This is a genomic window from Streptomyces iranensis, from assembly GCF_017874715.1.
Lineage (GTDB): Bacteria > Actinomycetota > Actinomycetes > Streptomycetales > Streptomycetaceae > Streptomyces > Streptomyces iranensis.
In genome coordinates, this window is the sequence record NZ_JAGGLR010000018.1 from 143,601 (window position 1) to 158,690 (window position 15,090).

Below are 15,090 nucleotides of genomic sequence, written 5' to 3' on the forward strand. Positions count from 1 at the left end.
CCCGCCGGACGGCTCAGGGCTTGCGCAGCAGCAGCTCGGTGTTGCGGTCCGTCGCGTCGCCGGCCAGCTTCTGGCTGGCGCCGGGCGCGTTGAGGGACAGCTCGCGGTAGAGGGCCGCGAGACCGGTCTGGGACAGGTCCGAGAAGTCCGTGCGGTGCGGCGCGGCCGACTCGATGAGCGTGGTGAACAGGGAGATCGTGCCGTCGTGGTTGTCCACGACCTCGAACACCCGGGCCAGCTGGGGGAAGTCCACATGCGAGGCGGTGGTGATCTCCCAGAAGGTGCCGTGCGGGATGATCTCGCATCGGTGGCTGTGGCCGTTGATCCAGGCCAGCACCTTGGGGTGGCGCTGGAAGAGGGCGACGACCTCGTCCCCGCCGTGCCGGGCCTCGCCCAAGCGGCCCGGGTCGTGGTTCATGTTGTCCAGACTGCGGCTGTAGTGGTGGCTGAAGACGATCACGTAGTCGTCCTTGTGCGCCTTCAGCGTCCGCTCCAGCCAGCGCAGCTGGGCGGTGCCGAGCGAACCGGTGTAGTGGCCGCCCGGGTCGGTGGTGTCCAGGCTGACGCCGATCATGTTCTCGGAGATCCGGAACGAGTAGTAGAGCGTGCCCTGCTCGAGGTTGGCCTTGGTGTAGCCGTGGCCGACCGGTCCGGAGCCGGTGGCGGCCGGGTCGAGGTGCGCGGCCAGGTACTCGGTCTGGGTGAAGGGCGCGCGGCGCTCGTCGGGGGTGACCGTGCGCATGTCCTTGGCGTGCGCGTCCAGCAGCGCCTTCATCTGGACGCCCTTGGGGTCGTCCCCGACGCGCGTGCCCTTGAACAGCCGCTCCGCGTCGGCCGCCGGGATGATCTCCAGCTTGCGCTTTCCGGTGGCGAAGTCCGTGTAGTAGTCGTGGCCGAGGGAGTAGACACCGCCCGCCAGATCGTCGTGGTTGCCGATGGTGGAGTACCACGGCAGCCGCAGCCCGGGGCTGTTGACGGTGCGCAGCGCGGCCTCGAGGAAGCCGTCGATGCGCGGGAAGCCGGCCTTCTTGTCGGCGTCGCGCAGCGCCTCCTCGGGGTGCCAGAACTCCTTGAGCCCGCTGTTCTGCACGCCCTCGTAGCGGCGCGGATCGCCGGTGTTGGGGGTGATCCGGCCGCCGTTCATGGCGGTCAGGAACCAGTCCAGCTCGATCTTGGCGTTGTTGTCGGTGTTGTCGCCGGTGGTCATGACGAACGACAGCGGCGCCCCGGTGGCCGGTCCGCCGCGCAGCCCGTTGATCCGCTCGATGAGCGAGGCGACCCCGGCGATGGTCAGCGCCTCGTGCGGCCGCCATGCCCCGGCGCGCCCGGCGCGCAGGTACTCGTACCGCATCGGGTGCTGGACGTCGGTCAGATGCAGATCCGTGAGCTGGACGAACGAGGCGAGCGCGGTGCGCCGGTCCTCGCGGCCGCCCTTGGCGCCGGTGATCTCGGTGCGGACCTCGCGGGCCCAGGCGGGGCCGTCGGCGAGCCGCCGGTAGCCGGTGGCGCCGTGTGCGGCCGAGAACGTCTCCAGCGTCGTACCGGCCGTCGAGGGCGCCGCCGGGGCCTGCACCACCCGGCGGCCCGCGGCGTGCGCGGTGGCGGGCTGCGCGGCACCGGCCGAGCCGCTGCCGGGACCGAAGGCGATCCCCAGGCCGGCCGTGGCACCGGTGGCGGTGGCGGCGGCGAGGAAGGTGCGCCGGTCGAGGGTGGCGACGGCAGCTGCGGCGGACCGTACGGACCGTATGCGGGACATGCTCGATCTCCCCGAGTGGACACGCGGTGACGGGCGGACAGCGAGGCTGTCCTCACCTGGGATCGTTGGCATCGGGGATGGCCTGGGAGTGAACGAGGCGGCAACGCGGGCCGCCGATCTCCACACGTGGATCTTGGCGGTGGCAAACGGTCATCGCGCCCTTGTGAACAGGAATTCTTCCGCTCACTCGGCGTTCATCAGATCTGGGAACCGCCCCCGCCGGATCCGGGAACCGCCCTCGCCGGATCCGGGAACCGCTCCTGCCGTGGGATAAATCACGGGACGGTAACGGACCCGCCTGAGACACTTGCGAGGAGGGTAGGCGCCTCGAACAGGCACAACCAAGGAAAAGGGCTGATATGAGGATCGGAATCGTCGGAGCGACCGGCCAGGTCGGCGGAGTGATGCGCAGGGTGCTCGCCGAGCGTGACTTCCCGGCCGAGCAGCTGCGGCTGTTCGCCTCCGCCCGCTCGGCCGGTCGCACGCTCCCGTGGCGCGGCACCGAGATCACCGTCGAGGACGCCGCCACGGCCGACTACTCCGGTCTGGACATCGTGCTGTTCTCCGCCGGCGGCGCCACCTCCAAGGCGCTGGCGGAGAAGGTCGCCGCCCAGGGCCCGGTCGTGATCGACAACTCCTCGGCCTGGCGGATGGACCCCGAGGTGCCGCTGATCGTCGCCGAGGTCAACCCGCACGCCGCGGTGGACCGCCCCAAGGGCATCATCGCCAACCCGAACTGCACCACGATGGCCGCCATGCCGGTGCTGCGCCCGCTGCACACCGAGGCCGGGCTCACCGCCCTGGTGGCCACCACCTACCAGGCCGTCTCCGGCTCCGGGCTGTCCGGCGTGGCCGAGCTCGACGGCCAGATCCGCAAGACCGCCGACCGCGCGGCCGAGCTGACCCACGACGGCGCGGCGGTGGAGTTCCCCGAGCCCGGGGTGTACGCCCGCCCGATCGCGTTCAATGTGCTCCCGATGGCCGGGAAGATCGTCGACGACGGCCGGTTCGAGACCGACGAGGAGCAGAAGCTCCGCAACGAGAGCCGCAAGATCCTGGAGATCCCGGAGCTGAAGGTGTCCGGCACCTGCGTCCGGGTCCCGGTCTTCTCCGGCCACTCGCTCCAGGTGAACGCCCGCTTCGAGCGTCCGATCAGCGTGGAGCGCGCCTATGAGCTGCTGGCCGCGGCCCCGGGCGTGGCGCTCTCGGAGATCCCGACCCCGCTCCAGGCCGCGGGCCAGGACCCCAGCTATGTGGGCCGGATCCGGGTGGACGAGACGGTCGAGCACGGTCTCGCGCTGTTCCTGTCAAACGACAACCTGCGCAAGGGCGCGGCGCTGAACGCGGTGCAGATCGCCGAGCTGGTGGCGGCCGACCTGACCTGACGCCCACGTATCGCCCGGGAGGGGAGCGGCCGGTTTGGCCGCTCCCCTCCCGGCGTCCGTTCGTGGACCAGCCGGTCTACCGGCACTGACCGTCCGACGTGCGAGGATGGCCATCCGCCTGACGCATGGCGTACCGCACATGACGAACGGGAGTTGGCCGACGTGCCTGGCACCAACCTCACAAGGGAGGAAGCGCAGCAGCGGGCGCGCCTCCTCACGGTGGACGCGTACGAGATCGAACTGGACCTGAGCGGCGCCCAGGAGGGCGGTACCTACCGCTCCGTCACCACGGTGCGCTTCGACGCCGCCGAGTCGGGCGCGGAGTCGTTCATCGACCTGGTGGCGCCCACGGTGCACGAGGTGGTGCTGAACGGCGACACGCTCGACCCGAACGAGGTCTTCAAGGACTCGCGGATCGCCCTGGCGGGGCTGCTGGCCGGGCACAACGAGCTGCGGGTGGTCGCTACTTGCGCCTACACCAACACCGGTGAGGGGCTGCATCGCTTTGTCGACCCGGTCGACCAGCAGGCGTACCTCTACACCCAGTTCGAGGTGCCCGACGCCCGCCGGGTGTTCGCCAACTTCGAGCAGCCGGACCTGAAGGGCACGTTCCAGTTCACCGTGACCGCGCCCGAGGGCTGGACGGTGATCTCGAACTCTCCGACGCCGGAGCCGAAGGACAACGTCTGGCGGTTCGAGCCGACCCCGCGCATCTCCACGTACATCACCGCCCTGATCGTCGGCCCGTACCACAGCGTGCACAGCTCCTACGAGAAGGACGGCCGCTCGGTGCCGCTGGGCATCTACTGCCGTCCCTCGCTCGCGGAGTACCTCGACTCTGACGCGATCTTCGCGGTGACGCGGCAGGGCTTCGCGTGGTTCGAAGAGAAGTTCGACTACGCGTACCCGTTCGCCAAGTACGACCAGCTGTTCGTGCCGGAGTTCAACGCGGGCGCGATGGAGAACGCGGGCGCGGTGACCATTCGCGACCAGTACGTCTTCCGTTCCAAGGTGACGGACGCGGCGTACGAGACGCGCGCCGAGACCATCCTCCACGAGCTGGCCCATATGTGGTTCGGCGACCTGGTCACCATGGAGTGGTGGAACGACCTGTGGCTGAACGAGTCGTTCGCCACCTACACCTCGATCGCCTGCCAGGCCCACGCGCCGGGCAGCAGGTGGCCGCACTCGTGGACCACCTTCGCCAACTCCATGAAGACCTGGGCCTACCGGCAGGACCAGCTGCCGTCCACCCACCCGATCATGGCCGAGATCAACGACCTGGACGACGTCCTGGTCAACTTCGACGGGATCACGTACGCCAAGGGTGCCTCGGTACTCAAGCAGCTGGTCGCGTACGTCGGGATGGACGAGTTCTTCCGTGGCGTCCAGGCGTACTTCAAGCGCCACGCCTACAAGAACACCCGGCTGTCGGACCTGCTCGGCGCGCTGGAGGAGACCAGCGGGCGCGATCTCAAGACCTGGTCCAAGCAGTGGCTGGAGACGGCGGGCATCAATGTGCTGCGGCCGGAGATCGAGACGGACGCGAGCGGCACGGTGACCTCCTTCGCGGTGCGGCAGGAGGCCCCGGCGCTGCCGCCCGGCGCCAAGGGCGAGCCCACTTTGCGGCCGCATCGCATCGCCATCGGGCTCTACGACCTGAACCCGACCGGCAAGCTGATCCGCTCCGAGCGCATCGAGCTGGACGTGGACGGCGAGCTGACCGAGGTACCGCAGCTGACCGGCACCAAGCGCTCCGCGGTGATCCTGCTCAACGACGACGACCTCACCTACGCGAAGGTGCGGCTGGACCCGGACTCGCTGGCCGTGGTCACCGAGCACCTCGGCGACTTCGAGGAGTCGCTGCCGCGCGCGCTGTCCTGGGCCTCGGCCTGGGACATGGTCCGCGACGGCGAACTGGCCACCCGCGACTACCTCGCGCTGGTGCTCTCGGGCATCGCCAAGGAATCGGACATCGGCGTCGTCCAGTCGCTGCACCGCCAGGTGAAACTGGCCCTGGACCTCTACGCCGCGCCGGACTGGCGCGAGACGGGCCTGGCCCAGTGGACCGAGGCCACGCTCGACCACCTGCGGGCGGCGGCGCCGGGCAGCGACCACCAGCTGGCCTGGGCACGGGCCTTCACGGCGACCGCCCGCACCGACGCCCAGCTGGACCTGGTCTCCGGACTGCTCGGGGGCACCGAGACGATCGAGGGCCTGGTCATCGACACCGAGCTGCGCTGGGCGCTGCTGGAGCGGCTCGCCGCCACGGGGCGTGCCGAGGAGGCCGCGATCGCGGCGGAGCTGGAGCGCGACAAGACCTCCGCGGGCGAGCGGCACGCCGCGACGGCGCGGGCCGCGCGGCCGACACCGCAGGCCAAGGCGGAGGCGTGGGCCTCGGTCGTGGAGAGCGACAAGCTGCCGAACGCGGTGCAGGAGGCGGTGATCGGCGGCTTCATCCAGACCGATCAGCGGGAGCTGCTGGCGCCGTACACGGAGAAGTACTTCGCGGCGGCGAAGGACGTCTGGAACAGCCGCAGCCATGAGATGGCGCAGCAGATCGTGGTGGGCCTGTACCCGGCACTGCAGGTCGCGCCGGAGACGCTGGACGCCACGGACGCGTGGCTCGCGTCCGCCGAACCCACGGCGGCGCTGAGGCGTCTGGTGACGGAGTCGCGGGCGGGCATCGACCGCGCCCTCCGCGCGCAGGCCGCGGACGCGAACGCGGGCTGACCGGCGCGGCGCCGTGCGGGGCCGTACGCCCCGCACGGCGCCCCGAAACCTTGTTGTGGGCAATCGTTCCGCGGGGCGGAACGGGTGGGCACAACCCACCCACCGGGGTGCACCCGGGAGCGATGGCTCAGCCAGGAACTAGCTCAGCCGGTGCGGGCGCGCCCGGCTCTGGTCAACGTTTCGTTGCCGGGTGCCGGCCGGTGGCCGTTTGTGCCCACCCGTTCCGCCCCGCGGAACGCATGCCCACAAACGGGTTACCCAGGGTCTCGTAAGGCTGGGCGGGCCATTTCGCCGTATTGGCGGAGGAGGTCCGGGTATGCCGAGGCGGCGACGCGGAGCCAGCGTTCCGCTTCCTCCGTCCGCCCCAGCCCCCGCAACGCTTCCGCCAGCCAGTACGGCGCCTCCTCATGCTTCCCCTCACACGCCACCCTCAACAACGGCTCCGCCTCCGCACACGCCCCCCGCCGCACCATGCTCCGCCCCGCCAGAAACGCGGGCGGTACAAGCCCGCTGCGCGCGGCACGCACATACCACCGCTCGGCGTGCTGCGGATCCCCGCCGCGCTCCTCCGACGTCCAGCCCAGCCACCACGCGGCGCGCCCATGCCCCAGGTCGGCCGCCCGGCGGAACCAGATCTGGGCAGTACGCCGGTCCCCGGCCTCGTCGTGGATCCGGCCTATGTCATACGCCGCACCGGCGTCGCCCTCCGCCGCCGCGGGCTCGTAGTACGGCACCATTCGCAGCCCCTTGGCGCCGCCCCCTTCGTACAGCATCCGCCCGAGGGCGAGCAGGGCGCGCGGGGTGCCCGCCTTGCGGTACCACTCGTCGGCCTCGGGCAGCCGGTACAGCCGGTCCAGCGCGTCGGCGTACGCGAACCAGGCGTCCGGGCCGCCCTCCTCGGCGCGGGCCCGCAGCCCGGACAGCCGCTCCTCCCACTCGGGGGGCGGCATCCGCTCGGGGTCGGCCCGGATCGCGGCGATGTCCCGAAGCGCCGCGACGATCCGCTCCTCGCCCTCGTCGAACAGGCTCGGGCCATCCTCCTCATCGACCCCGCCGACCCCGCCGACCCCGTCGACACCGTGGACCCCGTCGACACCGTGGACCCCGTCGACACCGTCGACCACGTCGACCCCCGTGGCCCGCAGCCACCGCTCCGCCTCCTCCAGCCGCCGCTGCCGCACGCACAGCACCCCGAGGTTGAAGCAGGCCCACATGTGGCCGCCGTCCGCCGCGTCGGCCGTGCGGTACCACTCCTCGGCCGTGCGCAGCTCGCCGTTCTCCTCGGCCCAGACGCCGAGGACGTACGCCGCGCCGTCGTAGCCCCGCTCATGGGCGCGTTCGACAAGGGCGCGGGCCTCGGCCCAGCGGCTGTCGTCGCGGGCGATGAAGAGGGCCTGGTCCACCAGCGCCTTGGCACCTCCGACCGCGGCCGCACGGGCGTACAGCGCCTCGGCCTCCGCGACCATCCGGGGGTAGCGCTCGAACATCGCCTTGCGCTCCGGGTCGAGCAGCTCGCGCAGCGCCTCGTACGCCTCCTCGGGGTCGCCCTCGGCCTCCGCGCGGGCGAGGGCCGCGCGCCAGCCGTCCAGGTCCCTCAGCATGCTCTGGATGGCCCGGCGGCTGTGGGCGGCGACGTCGTCGCCCTCGGCGGACGCCTCGGCCAGCCGCTCCAGGGCGGTGTCCCATGCGCCGCGGGCGGCCAGCAGCACGGCGCCGTTGGTCTTGCACTCGACGCTGCCGAGCGCGGCCCCGTGCTCGTACCACCGCTCGGCGCCGGCCGTGTCACCGGCCTCCTGCAGCAGCCGGGCCAGACCGAACGCACAGCCGCCGTCGCGATCGGCGGCCGTGCGGTACCACCGCTCGGCCTCGGCGAACTCGCCGCGGTCCTTATGACAGATCGCGAGCGTGCGCGAGGCGTCCGTGTCCCCGGCGTCGGCGGCCCTGGCCCACCATGGCAGGGCCTCGTCCAAGCGGCCCCGGCCGGTGAGGAGTTCGGCGTAGGCCCGGTACGCGCCCGGCTTCCCGGCCGCCGCCGCGGCCCTCAGCCGGGCCGCTTCGGCTTCCGGATCCACCGCCGCATCTTGCGATGAATGTTCGACCATCACCCGATGGTGCCAGAGTGATCACGCCCGTTCGGCACGGGCCCTGCGACGGGCCAGCAGCGCCTGGCGCCGCTCGTCGAACTTGGTGGCCTGATCGTCCAATCCGCCCATGTAGAGCCCCAGTTCCTCCTGCGCCTTGAGCCCCTCCGGGCCGAGCCCGCCGATCTCCAGGACCTTCAGGAAGCGCAGCACGGGCTGGAGGACGTCGTCGTGGTGGATGCGCAGGTTGTAGATGCCGCCGATGGCGATCTGGGCGGCGGCGCGCTCGAAGCCGGGCATCCCGTGTCCCGGCATGCGGAAGTCGACCACCACATCGCGGACGGCGCACATGGTCTGGTCGGGGGCCAGCTCGAACGACTTCCCGAGCAGGTTCCGGTAGAAGATCATGTGCAGGTTCTCATCGGTGGCGATACGCGCCAGCATCCGGTCGCAGACCGGGTCGCCGGAGTGATGGCCGGTGTTGCGGTGCGAGATGCGGGTGGCCAGCTCCTGGAAGGCGACATACGCCACGGTGTGCAGCATGCTGTGCTGGTTGTCCGATTCGAAGCCCTCGCACATGTGCTCCATGCGGAACCGCTCCAGCTGCACCGGGTCGACGGCGCGGCTGGTCAGCAGGTAGTCGCGCATCACGATGCCGTGGCGCCCCTCCTCCGCCGTCCAGCGGTGCACCCAGGTACCCCAGGCGCCGTCCCGGCCGAAGAGGGTCGCGATCTCGTGGTGGTAGCTGGGGAGGTTGTCCTCGGTGAGGAGGTTGACCACAAGCGCTATCCGGCCGACCTCGCTGACCTTGGACTGGTCGGGCGCCCATGCCTCACCGCCCATGACCCCGTCGAAGTTCCGGCCGTCGCTCCAGGGGACGTATTCGTGCGGCATCCACTCCTTGGCGACGTTCAGATGCCGGTTGAGCTCGGTCTCGACGACCTCTTCGAGTGCGTACAGGAGCTGGGTGTCGCTCCAGACGGCCTGACCGTGGCGATGGGAGGGGGCGAGTGTCACGGTGGGGCTCCAGGGGACGGGGGCGACGGGCTATACCTACGGCCCCGTAGGTTACGACACCGTAGGTTAAAGCGAAAATAAACAGGTCAGGGCCGGTGGATGGCACGCGATGAACTCGGCGTGACGCGCTCCCACTTGGCGATCCGGGCCGACGGGACGGGGAGTGACCGGGCGCGGCCGGGGCGACGACGGGGCACGGCCGGGACATGGCGGGGACGTGGCTGGGACATGGCGGGGACGTGGCCGGAAAGCGACTCGCCCCGTACACAACAAAAGCGCCCCGGCCAAATGGCCGGGGCGCTCCGCAGCGGCGTGCGGGCTTCGTCGATCGATCGCGTCAGTCGGTCTGCTTACGGGACTTCCTGTCTCCCGCCATGACCAGACCCGCGATCACCAGGAACAGGATGATCGGAGCAGCGACATAGAGGCCCAGTGTCTCGGCGACACTCAGGCCCGGACCCGGGTCGTCACCGTCGTCGCGGGTGAGCGCGAACGCGGGGGACGACATCAGCAGCATCGCCGTCGTCGCGGCGATGACTGCACCGGCGCGCACGGCGTTCTTTTTGACCTTGTTGCTCACGGACTCAAGTTATCCGACGCCCCCCGGCGCCGCGTGCCCGGGGTGGCCTTACACGGCGCTGAGATGACCATGACACGGTCCCGGATCGCCGGCTCAGCGGCGGCCCGCCTCGCTGAGGTGGACCGTGGGCGGCAGCAGCCGTGGCGCGGCGCGGGAGGCGAGGACGCGTATCCGCAGCCCGTCGGCGGTGACGGGCGCGGCCAGCGGGAGGATGCGCCGGGCCCCGATGGTCGTTCCGGAGGCGATGTCCCGCCAGGCCCCCGCCACCCGGGCCTGCACGGTGAACTCCTCCACCCGCTGCCCCTGGCGGATGTCCTCGCCGAGCCGCACCCGGTCGAAGGTCACCGGATGACCGGTGGCCGGCCGGGAGCCGGTGCCGTATGTCGTCCTTACGGCCTTGCCGAAGGCCGTAAGGGAGGCCATATCGGCGTCGTCGATCCGGCCGTTCTTCGTGGGCGGGACATTGAGCAGCAGCGAGGCGTTTCGGCCCACGCTGCGCTCGTACAGCGACATCAGCTGGTCCGGGGTCTTGGGCCGCTCCGCGGGGTCGTGGAACCAGCCGGGGCGGATCGAGACATCCGCCTCGGCCGGATACCACTGCAGATAGCGCACGCCCGGCGCGGTCAGCTTCGCGCGCGAGCCGATGTCGGCGTCGGTGGAGTCATTGGGCAGCCCGCCGCCGATGACGGTCCATGGGTCGACCGTGGACGGGGTCACCGACCACTCGGTCTCCCGGGCGATACCGTCCTCGTTGCCCACCCAGCGCACGCCCTGGGCGCCCTGGAAGACCACCGAATCCGGCGAGAGCGCGTGGATCAGCTCGAACCAGTTCCTGACGTTGTAGTGCTGGGTGACGCCCGCACCACCCCAGGGGTTGGCACCGTCCAGCCAGAACTCGTCGATGGGGCCGTACTGCGTCAGGATCTCGTAGATCTGGTTGAGGTAGTACGCGTCGTAGTCGTCGGCGGCGAAGCGGAAGGTGGGCAGCGCACCGGAGGCGACCTTGTCCGCCCGGTCGTCGCCGGGGACGAGGGTGGGGATGGTGCGCTCGGTGGGCTTGCTGCCGTTGCCGTAGCGGCCCTGGCCGGCGGGTGCGCGGTCGCCGTCCTCCAGGGCCATCCGCTCGGGCAGCGACAGCTCCTCGCCGTTCTGCTGCTTCTCGCGGATCTTCTCGACCCACCGGGCGTGCCAGGCGTGCGGCAGCTCGGCGCCGTCCGCGGGCGAGAGGTAGACGCCGACCTTGAGTCCCGCCTTACGGGCGGCCTTGACGTACGCGCCCAGGACGTCGCCGTCGGGATTCCGGCCACCGGGGCCCTTCGTCCACCAGGGGCTGGCCTCGACGTCGTGGTCGGTGTAGCGGCTCGGGTAGAGCGCGAAGCCGTCGTGGTGCTTGGCGGTGAGCATGACCTGCCGGGCACCGGCGGCCTTGTACGCCCGCATCCACTGGTCCATGGCGATCTCGGGCGGGTCGAAGAGCTTCTCGTCCTCGGCTCCGGAACCCCACTGGCGGCCGGTCATGGTGTTCATGCCGAAGTGAGTGAAGGCGGTGATCTCGCGCTGCTGCCAGGCCCGCTGCCCGGGGGTGGGGATGGTGTGGGCGGCCTTGTCGACGATGCGGGCGGGGGTGTCGCAGTCCTCGACGATCTGCTGTGGTGCGGGGGTGACGGGCCCCTCGCATCCGACCCGTGCGGGGGCCTGCGCGGCGGCCTCCGCGGGGGCGGGAGGGACGGCGGCGGCCGCGAGGGCGGCCAGGGCGAGGACGCGGAGCGCGAGCAGCGCGCGCCGCCGTCCGCGGGTTCTGTGGGTGCCGGGCGTTCCGGCCAGAGGTCGGGCCATGGTCCCCTCCAGGTCTCCGATCGGCATTGATCGGATCTCTATGGCGGTGTCCATGACAGCCTGACAGAGGAGAGGCGTTCTGGGGAGACTGCACACGACAGAGGTCCCACCTATGGGACGGAGCAACCACTACAAGGCGTCCACCGCACGCCAGGGGCCCCGCCCCTGAACCCCGAGGCCTGGGGCGAAGCCCCCGCTCCGGGGCCTGGGGGCGAAGCCCCGCTCCGGGGTCTGGGGCGAAGCCCCGCTCCCGGGCCTGGGGGCAGAGCCCCGCTCCCGGGTCTGGGGGCAGAACCCCACTCCGGGGTCTTGGGGCAGAGCCCCGCCCCGGGGCCTGGGGGCGGAGCGCCGCTCCGGGGTCTTGGGACGAAGTCCCGCTCCCGGGGCCTGGGGCGAAGCCCCACTCCCAGGCCTGGGGGCAAAGCCCCGCCCCCCGGGGCCTTGGGGCAGAGCCTCACTCCCAGGCCTGGGGACGGAGCCCCGCTCCGGGGCCTTGGGACGAAGTCCCGCTCCCGGGGCCTGGGGCGAAGCCCCACTCCCAGGCCTGGGGGCAAAGCCCCACTCCGGGGCCTTGGGGCAGAGCCCCACTCCCAGGCCTGGGGGCAAAGCCCCACTCCGGGGTCTGGGGGCGGAGCCCCGCTCTGGGGTCTGGGGGCAAAGCCCCGCTCCGGGGCCTGGGGGCGGAGCCCCGCTCTGGGGTCTGGGGCGGAGCCCCAGTTGTGGGAAGGGGCGGGGAGGGGAACAGCCCGCCGCAGGCGTCACGACCCGCCGGGCGCCCCGGAGTGGCTATGCGGCGTGGGGCCACGAGGCGCCAGCAGGGCCACCTCGTCCATCAGCGCACGCAGCCGGGGCGAGGCGACCAGCTCCTCCAGGGACATCGGGCGCCCCTCCGCGTCGGCGATCGGCAGCCGCCAGTTGGGGTACTGATCCCAGGTGCCCGGCAGATTCTGCGGTCTGCGATCCCCCACCGCGTCCGGCAGCCAGACACCCACCATCTTCGCCGGGGTACGCAGCAGAAAGCGGTGGACCGCCTTGACCGCCGCCTCCTCGTCGCCCGGCCCCTCCGGCAGCAGCCCGAGCCGCCCCAGCACCCCCAGCCACTCGGCGACCTCGACCGCGTCCGCCGCGCGCTCCTCGGCCAGGGGGCGGCTCAGCAGGCCCAGCCGGTGGCGCAGCTCGACATGGTCGCCGGTGAGCCGGGCGGCCGTGCTCGGCAGATCGTGGGTCGTCACGGTGGCCAGGCAGTCCGCCCGCCACTCCTCCGGCGCCAGCGGCCGCGCCGCGCCCGTCCCGTTGTAGTTCCGCTCGAACCACATCACCGAGGTGCCCAGCACCCCCCGCCGCTCCAGTTCCTCCCGCACACCGGGTTCGACCGTCCCCAGGTCCTCCCCTATGACGACCGCCCCGGCCCGGTGCGCCTCCAGGGCGAGCGCTCCGAGCATCGCCTCCGCGTCGTAGCGGACGTAACAGCCCTCGGTCGGCTCCCGCCCCTCCGGCACCCACCACAGCCGGAAGAGGCCCATCACATGGTCGATACGGAGCGCGCCCGCGTGCCGTAAGAGGCCGCTCAGCAGATCGCGGTAGGGGGCGTAGCCGGTGGCCGCGAGGGCGTCCGGGCGCCACGGCGGCAGGCCCCAGTCCTGGCCCCGGGAGTTGAAGGCGTCCGGGGGCGCGCCGATCGACATGCCGGAGGCGAAGACGTCCTGGAGCGCCCAGGCGTCGGCGCCCGAGGGATGGACCCCGACCGCCAGATCGTGCACGAGGCCGATGCCCATGCCCGCCTCGCGTGCGGCGCGCTGTGCGGCGGCCAGCTGGGTGTCGGTGAGCCAGGCCAGCCAGCAGTGGAAGTCGGTGCGGTCCAGATGCTCGGCCCGCGCCCGGACGGTGCCCGCCGAGCGCGGATCGGCCAGGCCGTCGGGCCAGGCACGCCATTCGGGGCCATGGGTCTCGGCGAGCGCGCACCACAGGGCGTGGTCCTCCAGGGCCTGACCGCGCTCGGCGAGGAAGTCGCAGTAGGCGGCGCGGCGGCCGGGGCTGAGCGGCACCGTCCGCACCAGCTCCAGCGCCTCCCGCTTGAGGGCCCAGACGGCGTCCCGGTCGATGAGGGCGCCCTCGCGCAGGACGGAGTCACGGAGGGCGGCGGCGGCCTCCAGCAGCTGATCGGCCCGCTCACGGGCGCGGCCGCGCAGATGGGCGTATTCGGGCACGTCCTCGATCCGCAGATGGACCGGGTCGGGGAAGCGCCGCGAGGAGGGGCGGTACGGCGAGGGGTCGGTGGGCGCGGCCGGGGTGCCGGGCACGGCGGCGTGCAGCGGGTTGATCTGGACGAAGCCGGCGCCGAGCGCCCGCCCCGACCAGGCGGCCAGATCGGCCAGGTCGCCGAGGTCGCCCATGCCCCAGGAGCGGGTGGAGAGCAGCGAATAGAGCTGTACCAGGAAGCCGTGGCTGCGGACCGGGGACAGCGGCATCCGGTCGGGGGCCACGATGAGGGGGGCACTGGCGCGGCGGCCGTCGGGGGCCTCGGCGAGCAGGGTGTGGGCGCCGGGCGGCAGTGCGGCGAGCGCGGTAAGGAGGCCATCGGCGGTGGCGCCATCCACAAAGACGCCATCCATAAGAACGCCGCCCGCAAGAACGCCGCCGGTAAGAAGGCCGCCCGTAAGAACGCCATCCGTAAGGGCACCGTCCAGGGCGCCGCTCTCGTGGGCGCCGCCCTTCTTCAGGGGGCCATCGGCCCGTAAGGCCCCCGCGGCCGCCCGCCCCCGTGGGTGCGGTGCGCCGTCCTCGGGGCACACCCGCAGCGCCGTGCCCTCGGGCAGGCTCAGGCGGGGCGCCTTGCCGGGGCGCACCACCACACAGGGGGGCAGCAGCCGGTCGCGCTGCCGGCCGTCATACCGGTCCAGCGCTTCGCGTACGGATCGGGGGGTGGAGGCGTCCACGCCGAGCGCGGCGAGCACGGCGACGACGGTGTCCTCGGGCACCTGGACGGTGCGGCCCGGGGCGGGGTCGTAGGAGGTGGCGACACCGTGCAGCTCGGCGAGCCGCGCTCTGCCCATCAGTACTCCATCGGCTCGCAGCCCGCGCCCGCGCCGGCGAGGACGGCGGTCGGCTCACTCGTCAGGGGAAGTTCGGCGGCGAGCGGAGGCTCGCTGGTCAGGGGGATGTTGTCGGCGAGCGGAGGCTCGCTGGTGAGGGGCGCTTCGGTGGCGCTTCCGGACCCGAGGCCGTCCAGGCCGCACAGTCCGCAGTCGGGGTCGGAGACCCCGTCGAAGGGATCTGGTTCGCTGGACGCCTCGGGGCCGGGTTTGGAAAGGGCGGAAGACAGAAGTTGAGCTGACGCGGCCACACGGACCTCCGTGGGGTTGTCGGCAGTGGGTCATCCCGAGCCCTACCCACTCCGAACGGGCGCAGACGTAAACGCCCCCCGGACGTGCTGTAGGTCACAACCCCTCTGGGCGGCGATTTCACTGCGCGAAGGGATCGGAGGCACAGAGTTTACGAACAGGACCGCCCTTCGTCCGTCAGACTTGCGCCGGGCGTGCCGCGCCCGGCGCGGGCCGCCCGAGGCCCGGCGCCAGGCGCCCGAGGCGCGGCGCCAGGCGCCCGAGGCCCGGCGCACGCGGCAATCACGCGGCAATGCCGACACTTCGGTCGTTCGCGTTGACACCTTCACCGGCCTGATGGTGGGCTCACGCCTATCGGCGC

General features: G+C 72.0%; 9 protein-coding genes. 2 read left to right on the plus strand and 7 right to left on the minus strand.

All coding sequences use genetic code 11. The features are described from left to right. Positions 1-13: 13 nt before the first annotated feature. Positions 14-1,756 carry a TIGR03767 family metallophosphoesterase gene (locus J2Z30_RS30865; RefSeq protein WP_044575195.1) on the minus strand — a complete coding sequence of 581 codons (1,743 nt, stop codon included), beginning with the start codon at positions 1,754-1,756 and terminating at the stop codon, positions 14-16. Positions 1,757-2,115: 359 nt separating this feature from the next. Here J2Z30_RS30865 and J2Z30_RS30870 point away from each other — a divergent pair, with 359 nt between their 5' ends. Together J2Z30_RS30870 and pepN are read left to right on the plus strand one after the other, a co-directional pair. Then, a complete protein-coding gene (locus J2Z30_RS30870) occupies positions 2,116-3,141 on the plus strand; it encodes an aspartate-semialdehyde dehydrogenase (RefSeq protein WP_044575191.1) in 1,026 nt (341 codons plus the stop codon). A gap of 162 nt (positions 3,142-3,303) precedes the next feature. Beyond that, the gene (pepN, locus tag J2Z30_RS30875) at positions 3,304-5,874 is read left to right on the plus strand and encodes an aminopeptidase N (protein WP_044581929.1); all 2,571 of its coding nucleotides are present in this window, start codon (positions 3,304-3,306) and stop codon (positions 5,872-5,874) included. Between the two features lie 254 nt (positions 5,875-6,128). Here the strand turns inward: pepN and J2Z30_RS30880 are convergent, their stop codons facing one another. From J2Z30_RS30880 to J2Z30_RS30905, 6 genes are all read right to left on the minus strand, one after another. Beyond that, positions 6,129-7,976, minus strand: coding sequence for a tetratricopeptide repeat protein (locus tag J2Z30_RS30880; RefSeq protein ID WP_044575188.1), 1,848 nt, complete (start codon positions 7,974-7,976; stop codon positions 6,129-6,131). A 21-nt stretch (positions 7,977-7,997) separates the two neighbouring features. Beyond that, entirely contained in the window at positions 7,998-8,972 is a 975-nt protein-coding gene (locus tag J2Z30_RS30885) for an acyl-ACP desaturase (RefSeq protein ID WP_044575186.1), read from the minus strand. A 337-nt stretch (positions 8,973-9,309) separates the two neighbouring features. Beyond that, the gene (locus J2Z30_RS30890) at positions 9,310-9,552 is read right to left on the minus strand and encodes a hypothetical protein (RefSeq protein ID WP_014060726.1); all 243 of its coding nucleotides are present in this window, start codon (positions 9,550-9,552) and stop codon (positions 9,310-9,312) included. A 93-nt stretch (positions 9,553-9,645) separates the two neighbouring features. Then, positions 9,646-11,388 carry an alpha-L-fucosidase gene (locus tag J2Z30_RS30895; protein ID WP_209468909.1) on the minus strand — a complete coding sequence of 581 codons (1,743 nt, stop codon included), beginning with the start codon at positions 11,386-11,388 and terminating at the stop codon, positions 9,646-9,648. 758 nt (positions 11,389-12,146) lie between these two features. After that, positions 12,147-14,441, minus strand: coding sequence for a 4-alpha-glucanotransferase (malQ, locus tag J2Z30_RS30900; protein WP_044575181.1), 2,295 nt, complete (start codon positions 14,439-14,441; stop codon positions 12,147-12,149). Then, positions 14,441-14,731 (minus strand): hypothetical protein, encoded by a 291-nt coding sequence (locus J2Z30_RS30905; protein WP_044575178.1) that lies wholly within the window; start codon positions 14,729-14,731, stop codon positions 14,441-14,443. Before J2Z30_RS30905 ends, malQ begins: the two co-directional genes overlap by 1 nt. Between the last annotated feature and the right edge of the window lie 359 nt (positions 14,732-15,090).

What these genes read in the sequence shown, in the direction of transcription:
- J2Z30_RS30865 (WP_044575195.1), bottom strand. Translation starts at nt 1,756, where the DNA reads ATGTCCCGCATACGGTCCGTACGGTCCGCCGCAGCTGCCGTCGCCACC.
- J2Z30_RS30870 (WP_044575191.1), top strand. Translation starts at nt 2,116, where the DNA reads ATGAGGATCGGAATCGTCGGAGCGACCGGCCAGGTCGGCGGAGTGATG.
- J2Z30_RS30880 (WP_044575188.1), bottom strand. Translation starts at nt 7,976, where the DNA reads ATGGTCGAACATTCATCGCAAGATGCGGCGGTGGATCCGGAAGCCGAA.
- J2Z30_RS30895 (WP_209468909.1), bottom strand. Translation starts at nt 11,388, where the DNA reads ATGGCCCGACCTCTGGCCGGAACGCCCGGCACCCACAGAACCCGCGGA.
- malQ (WP_044575181.1), bottom strand. Translation starts at nt 14,441, where the DNA reads ATGGGCAGAGCGCGGCTCGCCGAGCTGCACGGTGTCGCCACCTCCTAC.